We start from the raw sequence: 19,460 nt of genomic DNA on the forward strand, positions 1-19,460 counted from the left end.
CCCGCCCCCACCGCAGTCACCAGATCCAGGAACGTAGGAAGAGAGCAGACCGACAGCCATGGCTGAGGCTCAGAACATCCCCGTGGGGTCCACCACCGCGGGCCAGATCGCGGTGGCCGCCGAGTCGACCGTCGCCACGCGCATGAGCGCGCCCGCGTCCTTCGACGTGGCGGACTTCCCGGTCCCGCACGGCCGCGAGGAGGAGTGGCGGTTCACCCCGCTGGAGCGGCTGCGCGGGCTGCACGACGGCACCGCCGTCGCCACCGGTGACGGCGTGAAGGTCGACATCGAGGCGCCCGAGGGCGTCGTCGTCGAGACCGTCGGCCGCGACGACGCGCGCATCGGCAGGGCCGGGACCCCCGTGGACCGGATCGCCGCCCAGGCCTACTCGGCGTTCGAGAAGGCGGGCGTGATCACCGTCCCCAAGGAGACGGTCCTCACCGAGCCGATCCGCATCGCCGTGCACGGCGAGGGCGGCACCGCCTACGCCCACCAGGTCGTCGAGCTGGGCGCCTTCGCCGAGGCCGTGGTCGTCATCGACCACACCGGCGACGCGGTGCTCGCCGCCAACGTCGACTACGTCCTGGGCGACGGCGCCAAGCTGACCGTCGTCTCCGTGCAGGACTGGGACGACAAGGCGGTCCACGTCGGCCAGCACAACGCGCTGGTCGGCCGCGACGCGACCTTCAAGTCCTTCGTCGTCACCTTCGGCGGCGACCTGGTCCGCCTCCACCCGCGCGTGGCCTACGCCGGACCCGGCGGCGAGGCCGAGCTGTTCGGCCTGTACTTCACCGACGCCGGCCAGCACCAGGAGCACCGCCTCCTGGTCGACCACAACGTCCCGCACTGCAAGTCGAACGTCGTCTACAAGGGCGCGCTCCAGGGCGACGACGCGCACGCGGTCTGGATCGGCGACGTGCTCATCGAGGCCGCGGCCGAGGGCACCGACACCTACGAGATGAACCGCAACCTCGTCCTCACCGACGGCGCGCGGGTCGACTCGGTGCCGAACCTGGAGATCGAGACCGGCGAGATCGTCGGCGCCGGTCACGCCTCCGCCACCGGCCGCTTCGACGACGAGCAGCTCTTCTACCTGATGGCGCGCGGCATCCCCGAGCTGGACGCCCGCCGCCTGGTGGTGCACGGCTTCTTCGCCGAGCTGGTCCAGCAGATCGGCGTCGAGGACATCCAGGAGCGCCTCCTCGCCAAGATCGCGGAAGAGCTGGAGGCGTCGGTCGCATGACCTTCGTACGCGTCTGTGGAACGGACGAGCTGGAGGAGGACACCCCCAAGCGGGTGGAACTCGACGGCACGCCGATCTCCGTCGTGCGGACCGAGGGCGAGCTGTTCGCCATCCACGACATCTGCTCGCACGCGAACGTCTCGCTGGCCGAGGGCGAGGTCGACGACTGCCACATCGAGTGCTGGCTGCACGGCTCGCGCTTCGACCTCCGCTCCGGCAAGCCCGACAGCCTTCCGGCGACGCGCCCCGTCCCCGTTTACCCCGTAAAGATCGAAGGGGACGACGTGCTCGTCTCCCTCACCCAGGAGTCCTGAGGCACCCATGGCAACGCTTGAAATCCGAGACCTGCACGTCACCGTCGAGGCCGACAACGCCACGAAGGAGATCCTCAAGGGCGTCGACCTCACCGTGAAGCAGGGCGAGACGCACGCCATCATGGGCCCGAACGGCTCCGGCAAGTCGACCCTCGCCTACTCACTGGCGGGTCACCCCAAGTACACGATCACCGGCGGCACCGTCACCCTCGACGGCGAGGACGTCCTGGAGATGTCCGTCGACGAGCGCGCCCGCGCCGGCCTCTTCCTCGCCATGCAGTACCCGGTCGAGGTCCCCGGCGTCTCCGTCTCCAACTTCCTGCGCACCTCCGCCACCGCCGTCCGCGGCGAGGCCCCCAAGCTGCGGCACTGGGTCAAGGAGGTCAAGGAGGCCATGGAGCGCCTCAACATGGACCCCGCCTTCGCCGAGCGCAACGTCAACGAGGGCTTCTCCGGCGGTGAGAAGAAGCGCCACGAGATCCTCCAGCTGGAGCTGCTCAAGCCGAAGGTCGCCATCCTCGACGAGACCGACTCCGGCCTGGACGTCGACGCCCTGCGCGTCGTCTCCGAGGGCGTCAACCGGGTCCGCGAGAGCGGTGAGGTCGGCACCCTGCTGATCACGCACTACACGCGCATCCTGCGCTACATCAAGCCCGACCACGTCCACGTCTTCGCCAACGGACGCATCGCCGAGTCCGGCGGCGCCGAGCTGGCCGACAAGCTGGAGGCCGAGGGCTACGAGGCATACACGAAGGGCGGCGCATCCGAGTGACACAGCTGCCGGGCCTCCTCGACACAGAGGCGATCCGCAAGGACTTCCCCATCCTGGACCGCCAGGTCCACGACGGGCACAAGCTCGTGTACCTGGACAACGCGGCGACCAGCCAGAAGCCGCGGCAGGTGCTGGACGCGCTCAGCGAGTACTACGAGCGCTACAACGCCAACGTCCACCGAGGCGTGCACGTCCTCGCCGAGGAGGCCACGGCGCTGTACGAGGGCGCCCGTGACAAGGTCGCGGAGTTCATCAACGCGCCCTCGCGCGACGAGGTGATCTTCACCAAGAACGCCTCGGAGTCCCTCAACCTGGTCGCGAACATGCTGGGCTGGGCCGACGACCCCTACCGCGTGGACCACGAGACCGAGATCGTCATCACGGAGATGGAGCACCACTCCAACATCGTGCCGTGGCAGCTGCTCGCGCAGCGCACCGGTGCGAAGCTCCGCTGGTTCGGTCTCACGGACGACGGCCGCCTGGACCTGTCCAACATCAACGAGGTCATCACCGAGAAGACGAAGATCGTCTCCTTCGTGCTGGTCTCCAACATCCTGGGCACCCAGAACCCGGTCGAGGCGATCGTGCGCCGCGCCCAGGAGGTCGGCGCGCTGGTCTGCATCGACGCCTCCCAGGCCGCGCCGCACATGCCGCTGGACGTGCAGGCCCTCCAGGCCGACTTCGTGGCCTTCACCGGCCACAAGATGTGCGGCCCGACCGGCATCGGCGTGCTCTGGGGCCGCCAGGAGCTGCTGGAGGACCTCCCGCCGTTCCTCGGCGGCGGCGAGATGATCGAGACCGTCTCGATGCACTCCTCCACCTACGCCCCGGCCCCGCACAAGTTCGAGGCGGGCACGCCCCCGGTCGCCCAGGCGGTCGGTCTCGGCGCGGCGATCGACTACCTCAACTCGATCGGCATGGACAGGATCCTCGCCCACGAGCACGCGCTGACCGAGTACGCCGTCAAGCGCCTGCTGGAGGTCCCGGACCTGCGCATCATCGGCCCCACCACGGCCGAGGAGCGCGGCGCGGCGATCTCCTTCACGCTGGGGGACATCCACCCGCACGACGTGGGCCAGGTCCTCGACGAGCAGGGCATCGCGGTCCGGGTCGGCCACCACTGCGCCCGCCCGGTCTGCCTGCGCTACGGAATTCCTGCGACCACGCGAGCGTCGTTCTATCTGTACTCCACGCCGGCCGAGATCGACGCACTGGTCGACGGCCTGGAGCACGTACGGAACTTCTTCGGCTGACGGGACGAGCGAAGAGCATGAAGCTGGACTCCATGTACCAGGAAGTCATCCTGGACCACTACAAGAACCCGCACGGGCGGGGCTTGCGGGATGGCGACGCCGAGGTCCACCACGTCAACCCCACCTGCGGGGACGAGATCACGCTCCGCGTGAAGTACGACGGCACCACGATCAGCGACGTCAGCTACGAGGGCCAGGGCTGCTCCATCAGCCAGGCGAGCGCCTCCGTGCTGAACGACCTGCTGGTCGGCAAGGACCTCGCCCAGGCGCAGCGGATCCAGGAGACGTTCCTGGAGCTGATGCAGTCCAAGGGCAGGATCGAGCCCGACGACGCGATGGAGGAGGTCCTGGAGGACGCGGTCGCGTTCGCCGGGGTCTCGAAGTACCCGGCCCGGGTCAAGTGCGCCCTGCTGAGCTGGATGGCCTGGAAGGACGCGACCGCCCAGGCGCTGGACGGCGCCGACGCCGAGAAGGAGACGACGGCATGAGCGAGACCCTGGAGATGAAGCCGGCCTCGGAGGAGGAGCTCCGCGAGGCCCTGATGGACGTCGTGGACCCCGAGCTGGGCATCGACGTCGTCAACCTCGGCCTGATCTACGGCATCCACGTCGACGACGCGAACATCGCCACCGTCGACATGACCCTGACGTCGGCGGCCTGTCCGCTGACCGACGTGATCGAGGACCAGGCCAAGTCCGCCACGGACGGCCTCGTCAACGAGCTGCGCATCAACTGGGTGTGGATGCCGCCGTGGGGCCCCGACAAGATCACGGACGACGGCCGCGAGCAGCTGCGCGCGCTGGGGTTCAACGTCTGAGCCACTCCGGCAGCACCTTTCTCGAAACGGCGGCACCTCCGGGTGCCGCCGTTTCCCGTGTTCGCGCCCGCTCGCGTCCCGCGTTATGTACGCTCGTACACATGGGATATCTGCTCCTGGCCGGAGCCATCGCCGCCGAGGTCGCCGGCACCACCGCCATGAAGTACAGCGAGGGCTTCAGCAGACTGGTGCCCTCACTGCTGACGGCACTCGCCTACGTACTCTCCTTCGCACTGCTGGCCCAGACCCTGAAGATCCTCGCCGTCGGCACGGCCTACGCCATCTGGGCCGGGGTGGGCACCGCCGCCATCGCCACCATCGGCGTCGCCTTCATGGGCGAGGGGATGACGCTCACCAAGGCCGCCGGCATCGCGCTGATCATCATCGGCGTCGTCGTCCTCAACCTGGGCGGAGCGCACTGATGGCCCGCCGCCACGACCCCGAGCGCCGCCAGCGCATCATCGACGCCGCGATCCGGGTCGTCGGCCGTGCGGGCATCGCGGGCCTCAGCCACCGCACCGTCGCCGCCGAGGCGGACGTCCCGCTCGGCTCCACCACGTACCACTTCGCGACCCTGGACGACCTTCTGGTCGCCGCCCTGCGCCAGGCCAACGAGGGCTTCGCCCGGGTCGTCGCGGCGCACCCCGCCCTGTCCGACCCCGAAGCCGACCTGCCCGGCGAGCTCGCCCGCGTCCTCGGCGAATGGCTGGGCGGCGACCGCACCGGCGTGGAGCTGGAGTACGAGCTGTACCTCGCCGCCCTGCGCCGCCCCGCGCTGCGCCCGGTCGCCGCCGAGTGGGCCGAGGGCGTGGGCGCCCTGCTCGCCGCCCGCACCGACCCCACGACGGCCCGCGCCCTGGTCGCGGTACTGGACGGCATCTGCCTCCAGGTGCTGCTGACGGACACGCCGTACGACGAGGAGTACGCCCGGCAGGTGCTGACCCGGCTGATCCCCGCGCCCGGCACGCGAGACGCCCCCGGTCCCGGCTCGCATCGGCGGGCGGCGGCCGGTTAGGTTGCCCTCATGACCGACACGACTGCTCCCCGCACCACCGGCGCCGTGGCCGCGGGCCTCGCCACGATCGCCGCCGACGGCACCGTCCTCGACACCTGGTTCCCGGCCCCCGAACTGTCCGACGAGCCCGGTCCCTCCGGCACCGAGCGCCTCACCGCCGAACAGGCCGCCGAACTCCTGGGCGGCGGCGCCACCGCCGCGGTCGGTCCGGACGCCCGCCGCGGCGTCGAGGTGGTCGCGGTGCGCACGGTCATCTCCTCGCTGGACGAGAAGCCGGTCGACACCCACGACGTCTACCTGCGCCTGCACCTGCTCTCGCACCGCCTGGTCAAGCCGCACGGCCAGAGCCTGGACGGCATCTTCGCCCACCTCGCCAACGTCGCCTGGACCTCGCTGGGCCCGGTCGCCGTCGACGACATCGAGAAGGTCCGCCTCAACGCCCGTGCCGAGGGCCTGCACCTCCAGGTCACCTCGATCGACAAGTTCCCCCGCATGACGGACTACGTCGCCCCCAAGGGCGTCCGCATCGCCGACGCCGACCGCGTGCGGCTCGGCGCCCACCTGGCCGAGGGCACCACGGTCATGCACGAGGGCTTCGTCAACTTCAACGCCGGCACGCTGGGCACCTCGATGGTCGAGGGCCGCATCTCCGCGGGCGTCGTCGTCGGCGACGGCTCCGACATCGGCGGCGGCGCCTCCACCATGGGCACCCTCTCCGGCGGCGGCAACGTCCGCATCGTCATCGGCGAGCGCTGCCTGGTCGGCGCCGAGGCGGGCGTCGGCATCGCCCTGGGCGACGAGTGCGTCGTCGAGGCCGGCCTCTACGTCACCGCGGGCACCCGCGTCACGATGCCCGACGGCCAGGTCGTCAAGGCCCGCGAACTCTCCGGCGCCTCCAACATCCTCTTCCGCCGCAACTCGGTCACCGGCACGGTCGAGGCCCGCCCGAACAACGCGGTCTGGGGCGGCCTGAACGAGATCCTGCACAGCCACAACTGAGCCGGTCAAGGCTCGCCGAGCGCCCTCCACCGCCGTCGCGGGGGAGGGCGCTCGGGCGTCTGCGGGGGACCCGGCCCGCGGGGCTCACCGTTTCAGGGCCCGGTACCGCTTCAGCAGCGCGGTGACGCGGACCTGGTCGGCCGCTCCGTTCAGCTCGGTCAGGAGGTCGTCGGGGCACAGTTCGTAGAGGTCGCCCCACCAGCGGCGGCCCGTGTTGTCCCAGATGCGGTATCCGCCCGGGACGCCCCGGGCCACGTAGCGTCTTCTGCTCATCGCGGGCAACGTATCCCGCACGTACGGATGACTGCCCGTGACTTATCGGTGGTCTTGGCGGATGAACGGGTGGACGCAGAGTCCGATCAGACGCCGATCCGACGAGACGAGGACCTGGGATGACGCCTGAGACAGGGAACGAGCGGGCGGGAGCCGTGGCGCGGCTGCTGGCCGGGGCGGGCGCCGCGGTGCTGGTGTGCTGGCTCCCGGTGGGGGCCGCGGGGACCGCGCACGCCGACGAGACGACGACCGGTTCGCACAACGGCCCCCGGGTGGGGCTCCTCAACGTCCACGTCGGGCAGATCGACGACCCGGCCGAGGACGTACTGGAACACACCCTGCTGTTCGGCGACGGCTACGCCTGGGACTGACCGGCGTCGGCGGCCAGTTCCCCGTAGGCCGCCAGCAGACCGGCCGTGGTCTCCCGGTCCGCGGACCGCAGCGGTGCGCGGACCGGGCCCGCCGGCAGCCCCAGCGCGCCGAGGAGGGCCTTGGCGGTGACCGTGCCGGGCAGACCGGCCGCCATCATCGACTCGACGAGCGGGACCGCCCGCCGCTGGAGCAGGGCGGCCCGGCCGGTGTCGCCCGCGTCGAAGGCGTCCAGGACGGCCCGGAACAGCTCCGGCACGACGTTGGCGACGGTGCTGACGTACCCCGCCGCTCCGATCGCGTAGAGGGGGAGGACCTGTTCGTCGCAGCCCGCGTAGTAGGCCAGACCGGTGCGGGACAGCACCTTCTGGGTGCCGAGGAGGTCGTACGAGCAGTCCTTGACGGCCACGATCCGCGGGTGGGCGGCGAGCCGCACGACGGTGGCGGGCTCGATGCGGGTGCCGGTGCGGCCCGGGATGTCGTACAGCATCACCGGCAGGCCGCTCGCGTCGGCGATCTCGCGGAAGTGCGCCTCCAGGGCGTCCTGCGGTGGCCTGCTGTAGTACGGGGCGACCACCAGCAGTCCGTCGGCTCCGGCCTTCTCGGCGGCCAGGGCCAGTTCCACGGTGTGCCGGGTGTCCGCGGTGCCGACCCCGGCGACGAGTGCCGCACGGTCCCCGACCGCCTCCCGGACCGCCGTCACCAGCGCCGCCTTCTCGGCGTCCGTCGTGGTCGGCGACTCGCCCGTGGTGCCGGACAGCACCAGGCCGTCGCAGCCCCGCGAGACCAGCCGGTCCGCGAGTCGCTGGGCGCCGTCGAGGTCGAGCGCGCCCGACCCGGTGAAGGGCGTGACCATGGCGCACAGGCTGCGGCCGAAGGGGGCGGAGTCGTCGTCTGTCGTCATGGGAGTAGTGTCGGCCGTCTGACAGTGTAGCTCCACTTAAATTTACTACGAGGTACCTGTAAGGAATGCTTCAGGCGGGGGTGGGGGTGGCGCGGGTGTCGGCAGGGGTAGCGCCGGTCGGCCCGGGGTACCCGGGGTGCTCCGAACCGAGAGGAGGCGGGAACACCGTGACCGGAACCATGCACACCAGGCCGGTGCACGACGAGCAGCACTCCGTGGGCGAACTCGTCGGGCAGGCCACCGAACAGCTCTCCCGGCTCGTGCGCCAGGAAGTGGCCCTGGCCAAGATGGAACTGGCCGAGAAGGGCAAGCGGGCCGGGCGCGGCGGCGGCATGCTCGGTGCCGCGGGCGCCATCGCCTACGTGGGTCTGTTCGCCCTGGCCGGCACGGCCGCCGCCGCGCTCTCGCTGGTACTGCCCGTCTGGGCGGCGGCACTCATCGTGACGGCGGCGCTCTTCGTGATCGCCGGCGTACTGGCCATGACCGGTCGCGCCCAGCTCCGCCGGGCCGTGCCACCCAAGCCCGAGGAGACCCTCGGCAGCGTCAGGGCCGACGTGGACCAGATCAGGGAAAGGGCGCATCGATGACCGACACGACGAGCCGGGGCGGTTCGAGGAGCGGCTCCACCGAGCAGCCGGTCGGCGGGGCCAAGGGCCCGGACGAGCTGCGCAGGCAGATCGAACAGACCCGCGGTCAGCTCGGCGACACCGTGGAGGAGCTCGCGGGCAAGGCCGACGTGAAGGGCCGCGCCAAGGCCCGGGCCGCCGACCTGAAGGACAAGGCGGGCGCGATGCGCGTTCAGCTGCGCAGTTCCGCCGCGCACGCCGGGCACACCGTCCACGACAAGGCGGGCCGGGCCGGGCGCACCGCGCACGACAGGGCGGGCCGGGCCAAGGGCGGCGCGGAGGGGCACGCGCGGCCCGGGCGGGCGCGCGGGGCGGTGCGGGCGGGGCTCGGGCACCCGCGGGCCATGCTGGCCGCCGGGGCGGCGGCGGGCGTGGTGGTCGCGGCGAGCCTCGTGCGGCGCCGGCAGCACGGGCACTGCTGAGCGCACGTACGGGAACGGCGCGGGCGAGGGGCTCCGGACGGGCCCCTCGCCCCGTGTGCCGTTCCGCCGGTGCCGGAAGGGACTTGACCTCAACCTTGGTCGAGGTCGGAGGGTGGTGTGTGCACCGACGGAAACCGATCACTGGAGACCGGCATGACCCGCCGCACCGACACCCACCCCGACCTGGTCCGCCCCGACGTCCTGGCGCCCTTCTTCAGTACCTGGCGGGTGGGCACCCCCGAGCGGCAACGGCAGACCGTCGACGCCATCGCCCGTGCCTGGGAGAGCCGCCCCTGGCCCGCCGAAGACCTGCGCGGCTACCACGTCTACACCGGGCACGACGGCAGCACGCTGCTGCACCACTCCCAGTGGGCGAGCGAGCAGGCGTACGAAGCCTTCGTCAAGACCCGCCGGCAGGAGCGCGTCGACGAGATCGACACCGCCGTGCCGGACATCGAGCGGCTGAGGCTGGGCCGGTACCGCCGCTACCGCAGCACGCGGCGCGAGGAATCGGCGGCCGCCGTCGTCCCCGGCTGCATCGTGATCGTCGACGTCGAGTTCGAGGGACCCGACCCCGACCGTCAGCGGGCCTGGGTGGACGCCGTCTTCGAGGCCCTGGAGAGCGAGCCGAACCCACGCCCCGGCGGCATCTCCGCCCACTTCCACCTGAGCACCGACGGCACGCGCGTCCTCAACTACGCCGAGTGGGAGAGCGCCGAGGCCCACCGCGCCGCCCTGGCCGCACCCGGCGACGGAGTCGGCTCGACGACGCCCCAGTGGGAGCGGGTGCAGAACTGGCCGGGCCTGACCGGTGGCGGCGGGGTCGTCCGGTACGACCACGCCCTCGGCCTCGTACCCCGCTGACACCCCGGACCCGCCCCCACCGGGGCCCCGTCACGGACGGAACCGCAGCACCTGCGGGTCGTGGTCGCTGATCTGGTCGTGGAACTCGGCGTTGACGTGCACGCTGTCGTAGGACAGGTGCCCGGCGCGGCGCACCGACGGGCTGACCAGGATCTGGTCCAGGACCTGGCTGTTGCCCTGGTAGACGTACGAGTAGCGTTCGCTCCTCGGCAGCGACTTCACCGCCGACCACAGGGCCCCGTCACCCTCCAGGATGCGGGCGGTCCGCGAGAACTCGAAGTCGTTGATGTCGCCGAGCGCGACGACGTCCGCGTTCTTCTGGGCGGCCAGGATCTCCTTGACGAAGGTGTTCACCACCTTCGCCTGGGCGTGGCGCTGGGTCTCCGAGCCGCGCGACGGCGGCTGGTACTGCGCCGTCAGGCCCTGGTCGCCGCCCTTGGAGTTGAAGTGGTTGGCGATCACGAAGACCGTCCGGCCGCGGAAGACGAACTCGCCGGCCAGCGGCTTGCGGCTGTCCTCCCAGGCCGGGTCGGCCGGGTCCACCCGGCCCGGGGAGAGCGTCAGCGCCGCCTTGCCGCGCGCCTTGCGCACCCCGGTCGCGGTGGTCGCGTCGCCGCCCGCCCGGTCGGTGAAGGAGACCCGCTCCGGGTTGAACAGGAACGCCTGGCGGATGTTGCCGCCGGGCTGGCCGCCGTCCGCCTTGTCGACCGGATCGATGCCCCGCCAGTCGTAGCGCGGGCCGCCGGCCGCGACGATCGCGTCGATCAGCCTGCCGACCGTCGCGTCGGCCGCCACGGTGCCGTCGTCCGTGGCGCCGTTGTTGTCCTGGATCTCCTCCAGCGACACGATGTCGGGGGACTTCAGGCGGTGCACGATCGTTTCGGCGTGCGCGGTGAAGGTGTCGTCCGACGGATCGAGGTTCTCGACGTTGTACGTCGCCACCGCCAGCTCGCGCGCGCTCTGCCGGCGCGTCGACTCGCGCTCCGTGCCGCCGCTCTCCAGGGCGCCGATCTCGCTCGCGACCAGGGTGTAGCCGCCGTACTGGTTGTAGTCCAGCGGACCGGCGGTGGTGCCGGCGAGCGTGTCGCCCACGTTCGCGGCGGGGAAGTCGGCCGGCTTGCCCAGCGACTGGATCTGCAGCCGGCCGGTGTTCTGGTCGTCGTAGGAGCCGTAGACCGTGCCGCCGCGGCGGTTCGGGTTCTCCCAGGGCTTCACCGTGACCCACAGCTCGGTGTACGGGTCGGAGGCCCCGACCACGCGGGCGTCGGAGACCCGGACGTTCATGCCCTCCAGGGACTCGTAGTAGTCCAGGGCGTACGTCCTCGGCCGCAGGGGCAGGGCGTTGACCGAGCCGTTCGCCGCCCCGTCGCCCTCGGGGGCGTACGTGCGGGGCACGGAGCGGGCGGAGACGGTCGTCGCGGCCGGGAGCGCGTTGCCGCCCGAGACGACGGTGACCGTCGGACGGGTGATCTCGGTCAGCGACTGGTTCCCCGAGGACGTACCGCCGGGGACGTACTCCGAGACCGTGCCGGAGACGGTGACCGCGTCTCCGACGGCGACCTCGGGGGCCTTGCCCGTGAAGACGAAGACGCCCTCGCTGGTGGCCGGGTCCGCGTCCGGCAGCGGGTCCTGCATCCAGAAGCCCTTGGAGGAGCCGTAGCCGCGGACGCCGGTGACGATTCCGGCCACGTCCGTGACCTGCTCGCCGGCGTACGGCGACAGCCTGGTGCTGCCCTGGACGTCGTGGATGCGCACCGGGCCGGCCGCCGCGGAGGCGGCGTGCGCGGGCGTGGTGAGGACGACGGTGGACGCCGCCGAGCAGACGGCGGCGACGGTGAGCGCGGCGAGGCGCGCGGAGGACTTGCTGGCCAACGGATCCCTCCGGGGATGTGACGTGGCGCCGGAACGAGGGTGGGGGTGCGAGAGGCAGCAGGCTGCACGTGGGACACCCGGGACCTGAGTGAACACTTGTCCCCGGCCCGCCCCCCGCTTTCTACGCGCGTCAATCTCCTGCTTGGTCACGCCAGTTGTCAAGGTTTCGGCCATGTACACCACCCGACGGGGAGATGAACCGGGCGGCATGGGGTGAAACCCGTCTAGGCTGAGCCGTTGAGCCGTACGCGGTCCGAACGCGGTCGTACGGCGGTCAAGAGGCGCGCGAGGAGAAACTTCCGATGTCAGACAGCTCCACCCTGCCGCCCGCACGGCTGCGCCCCGAAGCGGAGCTGGCCCGCGACGCGCTGTCCGCGCCGGTGCTCGCCCGGGCCGCGCGGCTGGCTCGCTGGGCCGATGCCGGCACCCGCGTCGACGCCGGGGGCGGACTCGTCGAGGAGCAGCTGCCCGCGGCGGCCGAGCAGCTCGGGCTGAGCGGGGACGACGCCGCCGCCCACGCGAGCGAGGCCTGGCGGATCGCCGTCGACACCGGGCTCGTGGAGATCACCGACGAGGAGACGGGCGCCGTGGCCGCGGGCGAGGACCTCGCCCTGCTCACCGGCGGCTCCCCCCAGGACGTGCTCGGGGTCTGGCTCACCGCCCTGGAAGCGGTACTCGCCGACGCGAGCGTGCCCGACCTCGACGACCTGGTCGACGCGATGGCCGAGGGCGGCGAGGTGGACCTCTCCTCCCTCGACTGGGACCCCGAGGCCGAGTCCGACTTCCTCGACGGCGTGCTCGGCAACCTCTACCTGCTCACCGTCGGCGAGGAGGGTCCCGACGAGGCCCCGGTGCCGCTGCCGGCGCTGGCCGCCTCGATGATCGTGCCCAGCGACATGGGCGAGCCCAGCAACGAGGTCCTGGAGCAGGTGTCGGACGCGATGATGCGCCTGGACGACCAGTTCCGGCTGCTCGAACCGATCGGCCTCGTCGAGTACCAGCCGGTCGACGAGGCGCTCATGGCCGACGCCGACGAGGAGCCCGCCGCCCCCGTCGACGAGGCCGACGTCACCCGTTACGGCATGGTGCGGCTCACCGCGCTCGGACTGTACGGACTGCGCGCCCGGCTGCTGGACGCCGGCTTCGAGGCGCCCGCCGTCGGTGACCTCTCCGACAAGGGCGCCGACGCGCTCCTCGACGGCACCGCGCCCTTCCCCCCGGCCGCCGCCCACGCCGAGACCGAGCTGTGGCTGGCAGGGCGGAGCCCACTCGACGCCGCCCGCGAACTGCTCGCGGCGGCCCGTGGCTCCGACCCCGGCGCTCCGCTGCGCCGGCTGCGCTGCCAGCAGGCGCTCTCCCTGGTCGGCGCGGAGGCCGAGCCCGCGCTGCGGGAGGTCCTCGACGACGCCGAACTGGGCGGCCTCGCCCGGGTCTGGCTCACCGAGCACGGGGCCCGGGACGTCCCCGCACCGCCCCAGGAGATGGTCTTCTGGCTGACCATCGACACCGTCGCCGCCCAGCTCGCCGCCGAGGGCAACTCCGAGGAGCTGCGCGCCCTGGTGGAGGGCCTCGCCCGGCAACACAGCGGGTTCTTCGACACGGTCTGGCGGGTCGAGCACCCGGCCACGCCGGAGGTCCTGGAGGCGATGGGGCGGCTGCACCCCGACAAGAAGATCGCCAAGGAGGCCCGCAAGGCGGCGTTCAAGGCACGCTCCCAGCAGGGCGGCTGAGCGCCGCACGGCGACGTACGGGGGCGGGGCGGCGACCCGAGGACGGAGGAGAGGTCTCCGCCAGTTCAACTTCCGTTCAGGCACCGGCGGGACCCCCGTTCAGGCGCGGGCGGAACCGTGACGCCGGATCGAGGTCCGCCACCCTCCACGGCTCGCCCACCGTCACAGGAGACACCATGTCGCTCACCCGCAGGGACTTCGCCAGTCGATCGGCGCTCACTGGCGCCGGGGTCGTACTGGCGGGCAGCGTCGGCGCCCTCGCCACCGCTCCGAACGCCCTCGCGTCCACGGACACCGACAGCGTGGGGGAGGAGCACGGCCACGGCCACGACGGTCACCACGACCACCACGGCCACGGCGGGGTCGGCTACGGGCCGCTGCTCCCCGACCCGGACGGCATCCTCGCCCTGCCCGCCGGTTTCCGGTACGAGATCATCACCTACTCGGGCCGGACCAAGCTGGAGTCCGGCGAGTACACCCCGTCCAACCACGACGGCACCGCCGCCTTCGACGGCCCGCGCGGCACCACCCTCCTCGTCAACAACCACGAACTCGGCGGCCACCGCGACGACTGGCCGCACCCCGTCCCGCTCACCGAGGGCCTCGTCTACGACCCGGCCGCCGCCGGCGGCTGCACCGTCGTCGAGGTCCGCCGCGGCGGCCACGTCGCCGAGTGGGTCGGCATCGCCGGCACCGCCACCAACTGCGCGGGCGGCAGCACCCCGTGGGGCACCTGGCTGACCTGCGAGGAGACCGAGGACAAGGCCGGCGAGGAGGGGATGACCAAGGACCACGGCTACGTCTTCGAGGTCGACCCCGAGGACCACCGCGCCAACCGCGACCCCAAGCCGGTCAAGGCGCTCGGCCGCTACGCCCACGAGGCCGTCGTCATCGACCCCAAGCGCGGCCACGCCTACCTAACCGAGGACGCCTCCGGCCCCAACGGCCTGTTCTACCGCTGGACCCCGCCGGAGCACTTCCGGCACGGCCGCGGCCGGCTGCGCACCCTCGCCGACGACGCCGGGGTCCTCCAGGCCTTCAAGTGCTTCGACTCCGGCGGCAAGTTCGTCGACGACCTCTCCCGCGCCACGAAGACCGGCACCGTCTACGGCGTCGACTGGGTCGACGTCCCCGACCGCGACGCGAAGACCACCTCCGTGCGCAAGCAGTTCGCCGCCGGAGAGGTCACCCGGGCGCGCAAGCTGGAGGGCATGTGGTGGGCCGACGGCGGCACCTACATCGTCTCCTCCTTCGCCCGTGACGAGAGCCCCGGCCGCCCGCACGACGGCCAGGTCTGGTTCTACGACCCCAAGCGCCGCACCCTCACCCTGAAGGTCCTGCTCGGCGTCAACGCCGACCCGTCCGCCGACGGCGCCTTCGACGGCCCCGACAACATCACCGTCTCCCCGTACGGCGGCCTGGTCATCGCCGAGGACGGCGACGGCGTCCAGCACCTCTTCGGCGCCACCGACAGCGGCCGCACCTACCCCATCGCCCGCAACGAACTGAACGTGGGCACCGAGGACGACCCCGAATACAGCGAGTTCACCGGCGTCACCTTCTCGCCCGACGGCCGGACCCTCTACGCCAACATCCAGACGCCGGGCATCATGCTCGCCATCACCGGGCCCTGGAAGCGCCAGAAGCGCCGGTAATTAATTCGGTCGCCCGAACGACGGCCGCCCTTTTAGAGTGATGAACGTCCAGGTGCGAAGGCAGGACCTACTTCCACTCATAATGGGGCGGCCACGGGTTCGAGTCCCGTCACCGGCACAACGCGCCGGTGTAGCTCAGGGGTTAGAGCACCTTGTCGGTTCCGCCGACCTGAACTCTGGACACCTACAACTTCACGCACCTCCCGGTGCGCGGGCCGCGGCTACTTCTTCTCTCAAAAGAATCCCATGCCGCTGCCCACTTGATCTCGGGAGGCCCAGCAGTCGAAGGGTGCCCGGTGCGCAGGCAGCGGCTACTTCCTTTGATCGGACGGTTGCGGGTTCGAATCCCGTCATCGACTTCGGGTCGGTGTAGCTCAATTCGGCAGAGCATCCGCACAGTTCCGTCGCCGATTCCGACCTCGGGCACCCTTCTGCTGCCGTGTCTCCCTCCGGAAAAGTTCGAGATTTCGAGCTTTCGAGAATTCGGGGGAATTCACCATGGCGCGTTTCAACACCAAGACCGCGAAGGCGCAGCCCACCTCGCGCGTGACCTCGACGGGCCGCGTGCTGCGCACCTGCGAGGGCGGCCGGGGCACCGAGCGCGACCCGCGCTCCGAGCTGTTCCTGCTGGCAGTGGCCAACTTCGTGTCCCAGCGGACCTTCTACGAGTCCGGCGCCGCCCGCGACGACCGCTTCGCCACGCTGGTGCGCGAACTCGCGGTCGCCGACCCGTCCTGGACGGCCGGCCTGCTCGGCTGGCTGCGCGGCGAGGGCAACCTGCGCACCGCCTCGATCGTCGGCGCCGCCGAGTACGTCAAGGCCCGCCTCGACTCCGGCGTCACCGACGGACCGTCCAACCGGCAGGTGATCGCCTCCGTCCTGCGGCGGCCCGACGAGCCCGGTGAACTGCTCGCGTACTGGACCGCGACGTACGGCCGTGCCGTGCCCAAGCCGGTCAAGCGGGGGATCGCCGACGCCGTACGGCGGCTCTACCACGGCAAGTCGCTGCTGAAGTACGACACCGCGTCCAAGGGCTACCGCTTCGGCGACATCCTCAACCTGGTGCACGCGGCGCCCGACCCGGACAAGCCCTGGCAGGGCGAGCTGTTCCAGTACGCCCTCGACCGCCGGCACAACCCGGACACCGCGGTGCCGCCTGCCTCGAACCGCGTCCTGACCGCGCACCGTGAGCTGATGGCGCTGCCCGTCGCCGAGCGGCGAGTGGTGGTCACGGCGCCCGACGGTGCCGAGCGGCTCGCGGCGGCGGGCATCACGTGGGAGATGCTGGCCGGCTGGCTCCAGGGGCCAATGGACAAGGCCGCCTGGGAAGCGGTGATCCCGTCCATGGGAGCGATGGCGCTCGTCCGCAACCTGCGGAACTTCGACGAGGCCGGTGTCTCGGACCAGGTCGCGGCCCGGGTCGCGGCGCGGATCAGCGACCCGGCCGAGGTGGCGCGCTCGCGGCAGTTCCCCTTCCGCTACCTCGCCGCGTACCGGCACGCGCCGTCGCTGCGCTGGTCGTACCCGCTGGAGCGGGCGCTCGGCCACTCGCTGGCCAACGTGCCCGCGCTGGGCGGCCGGACGCTGGTCCTTGTCGACCGGTCGGGCTCGATGTTCTACTCGCGGATGTCGGACCGCTCCGAGCTGACCCGGGCCGACGCGGCGGCGGTCTTCGGCACGGCGCTGGCGATGCGGGCGGCCGACGCGGACCTGGTCGAGTTCGGTTCGTCGAGCAACCGCGTGACGTACCGCGAGGGCGAGTCGGTGCTGAAGGTCCTGGAGCGCTTCGGCGACCTCGGCGGCACCGACACCACCGAGGCGGTGCGGCGCCACTACGAGAAGCACGACCGGGTGCTGATCGTCACCGACGAGCAGTACGCGTACAGCCGGCACGGCGACCCGACCGAGCAGGTCCCGGCGCACGTGCCCGTCTACACCTGGAACCTCGCCGGGTACCGGGCGGGCCACGGTCCGTCGGGCCGGGCGAACCGGCACACCTTCGGCGGGCTCTCCGACGCCGCGTTCCGGATGGTTCCGCTGCTCGAGGCGGGCCGGGACGCCGACTGGCCCTGGGACGCCCGGGACGAGCACGCGCGGTAGGGTGCCCGGAAGGTTGCCCGCTGTGCAGGGAGGGGCTGTGGCGCAGGTCAGGCCCATGCGGGCGGATGCCCGGCGTAATCGTGAGCGGCTGCTGGCGGTGGCGGCGGAAGCGTTCGCCGAGCACGGTGAGGGCGCCTCCCTGGACGACATCGCCCGGCGGGCCGGGGTCGGCGTCGGCACCCTCTACCGGCACTTCCCGACCCGGCAGGCGCTGCTGGAGGCCGCCTACCTGGAGCGCCTGGAGGCGATCGCGGCCCGCGCCGACGTGATCGCGGCCGCCCGGCCGCCGGGCGCGGCGCTCGTGGCGTGGCTAGACGAGCTGGCCGTCGGGATGCTCCAGGTGCGCGGCCTCAAGGCGCTGCTCGGCACGGCCGTCACCGGCGGCGGACCCGCGTGCGGCGACTGCGTGCGCGGCGCGGCGACCCGGCTGGTGCGGGCCGCGCAGGAGGCCGGTGCGCTGCGGGCGGACGTGGAGCCGGTCGAGGTGCTGCGGCTGCTGCACGGCGTGGTGACCGCGGCCGAGGCCGCCGACGAGGTGGACGGCACGGCCGTACGGCGGTACCTGTCGCTGCTCATGGAGGGACTGGGGCAGGGACTGGGGAAGGGGCCGGGACAGGTCTAGGGGGCGCCCGCGGCCGGGCGCCCCCAGGTGTGCCCGGTCGCCTACAGTGCCTGCGCGGCCGGCTTCACCATGCCGCGGACCGTGCGGGACTTGACGAAGTCGCCCATGGCGGTCATCTCCCACTCGCCGGAGTACTGGCGGATCAGCTTCGCCATCATCACGCCGGTCTGCGGCTCGGCGCTGGTGAGGTCGAAGCGGACCAGCTCCTCGCCGCTCGCGGCGTCGATGAGGCGGCAGTACGCCTTCGCGACCTCGGTGAACTTCTGGCCCGAGAAGGAGTTCACCGTGAAGACCAGGCCGCTGACCTCCTGCGGGAGCCGGCCCAGGTCCACGACGATCACCTCGTCGTCTCCGCCGCCCTCGCCGGTGAGGTTGTCGCCCGAGTGCTTGATCGCGCCGTTCACGATCGAGAGCTTGCCGAAGTAGCAGCTGTCGATGTGGTTGCGCTGGGGGCCGTAGGCGATGACCGACGCGTCCAGGTCGATGTCCTTGCCGCGGTACGCCGGCTCCCAGCCGAGGCCCATCTTCACCTGCGAGAGCACCGGCCGGCCGCCCTTGACCAGGGACACGGTCTGGTTCTTCTGGAGGCTGACCCGGCCCTTGTCGAGGTTGATCTTGCCGGTGCCCGGGGCGGGGGCCGGCGGAGCGGCGGGCGGCGCGGGCGGAGCGGCGGGCATCGTGGGCGCGGCCGCGGGCGGGGGTGTGGCCGCGTGGGACCGCTGCGGGGCAGCCGGCTGCGCCGGGGGAGCGGCGGGCGCGGGCTCCTCCACCGTGACGCCGAAGTCGGTGGCGATGCCGGCCAGGCCGTTGGAGTAGCCCTGGCCGACCGCGCGGGCCTTCCAGGCGCCGTTGCGCAGGTAGACCTCGACGATCACGAGGGCGGTCTCGGTGCCGAGCTGCGGGGGTGTGAAGGTGGCGAGCACCGCGTTGTCGTCCGCGTTGCGGATGGTGGCGGTCGGCTCGATGCCCTGGAAGGTCTGGCCGGCGGCGTCCGGGCTGGCGGTGACGACGATCTTCTCGATGCCCGGCGGGACGGCGGAGGTGTCCACCACGATCGCGTCCGGGGCGCTGCCGCCGCCGGAGCGGTAGGTCACGCCCGGGCCGGAGGGCTGGTTGTAGAAGATGAAGTCGTCGTCGGAGCGCACCTTGCCGTCGGCGGTGAGCAGCAGGCCCGATACGTCGAGCCGCACGGGCGCGGCGACGTCCACCGTCACGCGGGCGGCGGAGAGGGGGATGTTCGAGCCGGGGGTCATAGCTGTCATGCCGGGTGAACGAGCGAGGGCGTTTTACCGTTCCCTTACCCGGCGGCCAATCGGGTCAGGGCCGGGTCCCGCCCGGTCAGCGGCGGTTGCGGGGGTGGTTGCGGGCCGTGCGTTCGTTGCCGTGCTTGTAGTTGCCGGTCCAGCGGGCCATTACCAGCTGGGGGTCGCCCGCCGTGACCTCTTCGAGGAAGCGGGCGGCTCGGGAGCCGTTGAGTGTGGTGGCGGGGTGGTTGTGGTGGGTGATGTGGACGGTGCCGGATGCGGTGGCCGTGTAGGCGAAGCCGTTCGGTTTGGGCATGGCGGGATGGTAGGAGGCGGCGGCGGGGCCGGCCCAGTGGTTTTCGCCCC

22 protein-coding genes are annotated in these 19,460 nt (G+C 72.0%); 17 read left to right on the forward strand and 5 right to left on the reverse strand.

Annotation, left to right across the window (positions count from 1 at the left end; genetic code table 11):
• Nucleotides 1-58: 58 nt before the first annotated feature.
• The 9 genes from sufD (at nt 59) to dapD (ending at nt 6,413) form a co-directional block, all read left to right on the forward strand.
• Nucleotides 59-1,243, forward strand: coding sequence for a Fe-S cluster assembly protein SufD (gene sufD / locus ACH4D3_RS39055; RefSeq protein WP_398332530.1), 1,185 nt, complete (start codon nt 59-61; stop codon nt 1,241-1,243).
• Nucleotides 1,240-1,557: a non-heme iron oxygenase ferredoxin subunit gene (locus tag ACH4D3_RS39060; protein WP_398332531.1), complete on the forward strand. Its 318-nt coding sequence runs from the start codon at nt 1,240-1,242 to the stop codon at nt 1,555-1,557. The genes sufD and ACH4D3_RS39060 overlap by 4 nt, the downstream gene beginning before the upstream one ends.
• A gap of 7 nt (nt 1,558-1,564) precedes the next feature.
• On the forward strand, nt 1,565-2,329 hold the full coding sequence (gene sufC, locus ACH4D3_RS39065) for a Fe-S cluster assembly ATPase SufC (RefSeq protein ID WP_115741523.1): 765 nt from the start codon (nt 1,565-1,567) through the stop codon (nt 2,327-2,329).
• Nucleotides 2,326-3,582, forward strand: a complete 1,257-nt coding sequence (locus ACH4D3_RS39070) for a cysteine desulfurase (RefSeq protein ID WP_398332532.1) — start codon at nt 2,326-2,328, stop codon at nt 3,580-3,582. The genes sufC and ACH4D3_RS39070 overlap by 4 nt, the downstream gene beginning before the upstream one ends.
• 17 nt (nt 3,583-3,599) lie before the next feature.
• Entirely contained in the window at nt 3,600-4,070 is a 471-nt protein-coding gene (sufU, locus tag ACH4D3_RS39075; protein ID WP_030868583.1) for a Fe-S cluster assembly sulfur transfer protein SufU, read from the forward strand.
• Complete coding sequence (locus ACH4D3_RS39080) at nt 4,067-4,399, forward strand: metal-sulfur cluster assembly factor (protein WP_398332533.1); 333 nt, start codon at nt 4,067-4,069, stop codon at nt 4,397-4,399. Before sufU ends, ACH4D3_RS39080 begins: the two co-directional genes overlap by 4 nt.
• A gap of 101 nt (nt 4,400-4,500) precedes the next feature.
• A complete protein-coding gene (locus ACH4D3_RS39085; RefSeq protein WP_003976901.1) occupies nt 4,501-4,821 on the forward strand; it encodes a multidrug efflux SMR transporter in 321 nt (106 codons plus the stop codon).
• Nucleotides 4,821-5,414 (forward strand): TetR/AcrR family transcriptional regulator, encoded by a 594-nt coding sequence (locus ACH4D3_RS39090; protein WP_398332534.1) that lies wholly within the window; start codon nt 4,821-4,823, stop codon nt 5,412-5,414. Before ACH4D3_RS39085 ends, ACH4D3_RS39090 begins: the two co-directional genes overlap by 1 nt.
• 9 nt (nt 5,415-5,423) lie before the next feature.
• The gene (gene dapD / locus ACH4D3_RS39095) at nt 5,424-6,413 is read left to right on the forward strand and encodes a 2,3,4,5-tetrahydropyridine-2,6-dicarboxylate N-succinyltransferase (RefSeq protein WP_398332535.1); all 990 of its coding nucleotides are present in this window, start codon (nt 5,424-5,426) and stop codon (nt 6,411-6,413) included.
• 84 nt (nt 6,414-6,497) lie between these two features.
• Here the strand turns inward: dapD and ACH4D3_RS39100 are convergent, their stop codons facing one another.
• Nucleotides 6,498-6,686, reverse strand: a complete 189-nt coding sequence (locus ACH4D3_RS39100; protein WP_398332536.1) for a hypothetical protein — start codon at nt 6,684-6,686, stop codon at nt 6,498-6,500.
• Nucleotides 6,687-6,805: 119 nt separating this feature from the next.
• Here ACH4D3_RS39100 and ACH4D3_RS39105 point away from each other — a divergent pair, with 119 nt between their 5' ends.
• Entirely contained in the window at nt 6,806-7,057 is a 252-nt protein-coding gene (locus ACH4D3_RS39105) for a hypothetical protein (protein WP_398332537.1), read from the forward strand.
• Here ACH4D3_RS39105 and dapA read toward each other — a convergent pair.
• A complete protein-coding gene (gene dapA, locus ACH4D3_RS39110; RefSeq protein ID WP_398332538.1) occupies nt 7,042-7,959 on the reverse strand; it encodes a 4-hydroxy-tetrahydrodipicolinate synthase in 918 nt (305 codons plus the stop codon). The genes ACH4D3_RS39105 and dapA overlap by 16 nt on opposite strands.
• 167 nt (nt 7,960-8,126) lie before the next feature.
• Between dapA and ACH4D3_RS39115 the strand changes: the two genes are divergently transcribed.
• The 3 genes from ACH4D3_RS39115 to ACH4D3_RS39125 all read left to right on the forward strand — a co-directional run bounded on the left by ACH4D3_RS39115 (nt 8,127) and on the right by ACH4D3_RS39125 (nt 9,871).
• The gene (locus ACH4D3_RS39115; protein WP_398332539.1) at nt 8,127-8,546 is read left to right on the forward strand and encodes a phage holin family protein; all 420 of its coding nucleotides are present in this window, start codon (nt 8,127-8,129) and stop codon (nt 8,544-8,546) included.
• Nucleotides 8,543-9,007, forward strand: a complete 465-nt coding sequence (locus ACH4D3_RS39120) for a DUF3618 domain-containing protein (protein WP_398332540.1) — start codon at nt 8,543-8,545, stop codon at nt 9,005-9,007. Before ACH4D3_RS39115 ends, ACH4D3_RS39120 begins: the two co-directional genes overlap by 4 nt.
• 153 nt (nt 9,008-9,160) lie before the next feature.
• Entirely contained in the window at nt 9,161-9,871 is a 711-nt protein-coding gene (locus tag ACH4D3_RS39125; protein ID WP_398332541.1) for an antibiotic biosynthesis monooxygenase, read from the forward strand.
• A 30-nt stretch (nt 9,872-9,901) separates the two neighbouring features.
• On the opposite strand, the gene ACH4D3_RS39130 is transcribed toward ACH4D3_RS39125, so the two are convergent.
• A complete protein-coding gene (locus ACH4D3_RS39130; protein ID WP_398332542.1) occupies nt 9,902-11,743 on the reverse strand; it encodes an endonuclease/exonuclease/phosphatase family protein in 1,842 nt (613 codons plus the stop codon).
• Between the two features lie 302 nt (nt 11,744-12,045).
• Here ACH4D3_RS39130 and ACH4D3_RS39135 point away from each other — a divergent pair, with 302 nt between their 5' ends.
• The 4 genes from ACH4D3_RS39135 (at nt 12,046) to ACH4D3_RS39150 (ending at nt 17,850) form a co-directional block, all read left to right on the forward strand.
• Complete coding sequence (locus ACH4D3_RS39135) at nt 12,046-13,473, forward strand: hypothetical protein (protein ID WP_398332543.1); 1,428 nt, start codon at nt 12,046-12,048, stop codon at nt 13,471-13,473.
• Nucleotides 13,474-13,649: 176 nt separating this feature from the next.
• On the forward strand, nt 13,650-15,128 hold the full coding sequence (locus ACH4D3_RS39140; RefSeq protein ID WP_398332544.1) for a PhoX family protein: 1,479 nt from the start codon (nt 13,650-13,652) through the stop codon (nt 15,126-15,128).
• Between the two features lie 498 nt (nt 15,129-15,626).
• The gene (locus ACH4D3_RS39145) at nt 15,627-17,228 is read left to right on the forward strand and encodes a TROVE domain-containing protein (RefSeq protein WP_398332545.1); all 1,602 of its coding nucleotides are present in this window, start codon (nt 15,627-15,629) and stop codon (nt 17,226-17,228) included.
• Between the two features lie 37 nt (nt 17,229-17,265).
• The gene (locus ACH4D3_RS39150; RefSeq protein ID WP_398332546.1) at nt 17,266-17,850 is read left to right on the forward strand and encodes a TetR/AcrR family transcriptional regulator; all 585 of its coding nucleotides are present in this window, start codon (nt 17,266-17,268) and stop codon (nt 17,848-17,850) included.
• Nucleotides 17,851-17,891: 41 nt separating this feature from the next.
• Here the strand turns inward: ACH4D3_RS39150 and ACH4D3_RS39155 are convergent, their stop codons facing one another.
• Together ACH4D3_RS39155 and ACH4D3_RS39160 are read right to left on the reverse strand one after the other, a co-directional pair.
• Complete coding sequence (locus tag ACH4D3_RS39155) at nt 17,892-19,103, reverse strand: TerD family protein (protein WP_398332554.1); 1,212 nt, start codon at nt 19,101-19,103, stop codon at nt 17,892-17,894.
• An 85-nt stretch (nt 19,104-19,188) separates the two neighbouring features.
• Nucleotides 19,189-19,410 (reverse strand): hypothetical protein, encoded by a 222-nt coding sequence (locus ACH4D3_RS39160; RefSeq protein ID WP_087810015.1) that lies wholly within the window; start codon nt 19,408-19,410, stop codon nt 19,189-19,191.
• Nucleotides 19,411-19,460 lie beyond the last annotated feature (50 nt).

The organism is Streptomyces sp. NPDC018026 (assembly GCF_044327745.1).
GTDB classification, from domain to species: Bacteria; Actinomycetota; Actinomycetes; order Streptomycetales; family Streptomycetaceae; genus Streptomyces; species Streptomyces rubrogriseus.